This is a genomic window from Pseudonocardia bannensis, from assembly GCF_012911875.1.
In the GTDB taxonomy this organism is placed as follows: domain Bacteria; phylum Actinomycetota; class Actinomycetes; order Mycobacteriales; family Pseudonocardiaceae; genus Pseudonocardia; species Pseudonocardia bannensis.
The window spans coordinates 1-1,227 of record NZ_JAAXKZ010000269.1 but is presented as its reverse complement, the minus strand read 5'-3'; the positions used below and the strand labels follow the sequence as shown (position 1 = coordinate 1,227).

At 60.4% G+C, this 1,227-nt stretch carries 2 rRNA genes; both read right to left on the bottom strand.

Features of this window, described 5'->3' with window-relative positions:
* Positions 1–787, bottom strand: a 23S ribosomal RNA gene (locus HF519_RS30120); the annotation flags it as partial.
* 320 nt (positions 788–1,107) lie between these two features.
* Positions 1,108–1,227, bottom strand: a 16S ribosomal RNA gene (locus HF519_RS30115); the annotation flags it as partial.

Here is a 1,227-nt window from a genome sequence, read left to right as displayed (position 1 = left end):
CACCCTGGCCATGGGTAGATCACTCCGCTTCGGGTCTACACCCCGCGACTATCGCGCCCTATTCGGACTCGCTTTCGCTACGGCTACCCCACACGGGTTAACCTCGCCACGAAGCATAACTCGCAGGCTCATTCTTCAAAAGGCACGCCATCACCCCGAAAGGCTCTGACGGCTTGTAGGCACACGGTTTCAGGTACTATTTCACTCCCCTCCCGGGGTACTTTTCATCTTTCCCTCACGGTACTCGTCCGCTATCGGTCACCAGGGAGTATTTAGGCTTGACGGGTGGTCCCGCCGGATTCACAGCAAATTCCACGAGCTCGCTGCTACTCGGGGTCACGTCCCACGAACATGTGCACGGCTTTCGCGTACGGGGGTCTCACCCTCTACGCCGACGCATCCCAGACGCCTTCCGCTAACCACACACATCCCCGCCGAAGACCTAGCAGAGTCTCCACGGACACGCCCCACAACACCGATACCGCAACGCCTGCCAGCTTGACACGACACCGGTTTAGCCTCCTCCGCTTTCGCTCGCCACTACTCACGGAATCACGGTTGTTTTCTCTTCCTGTGGGTACTGAGATGTTTCACTTCCCCACGTTCCCCCCGACAGCCTATGAATTCAGCTGCCGGTGACACCCCATGACGGGCGCCGGGTTTCCCCATTCGGACATCCTCGGATCACAGCTCGGTTGACAGCTCCCCGAGGCCTATCGCGGCCTCCCACGTCCTTCATCGGCTCCTGATGCCTAGACATCCACCATGTGCCCTTAAACACTTGACCACAACAAGATGCTCGCATCCACTATGCAACACTCAACACACAACCACACCCCGACCCCCACGACCACCACCACCCCGATTCCCACGAGGCGTTAGACGGTCCCGGCCAGGCGCAGCCAGAAAAGACACCAGGTGTCTCCTCAGGACCCAACAGCGTGCCGAACCCTCACGTTCATGAACCAGCAAACTTTTGTGTTCCACCCAGCCACCCCCACCGGGCCGGCAAAACCGACCCACCACGGCGGACGTGGAATCAGGACAAGGAGAACCGCGACGCGTCACGCGCCCCGGCCAACCCCACCACTCGGTGAGACTCCTTAGAAAGGAGGTGATCCAGCCGCACCTTCCGGTACGGCTACCTTGTTACGACTTCGTCCCAATCGCCGGTCCCACCTTCGACGACTCCCTCCCGCAAGCGGGTTAGGCCGTCGGCTTCGGGTG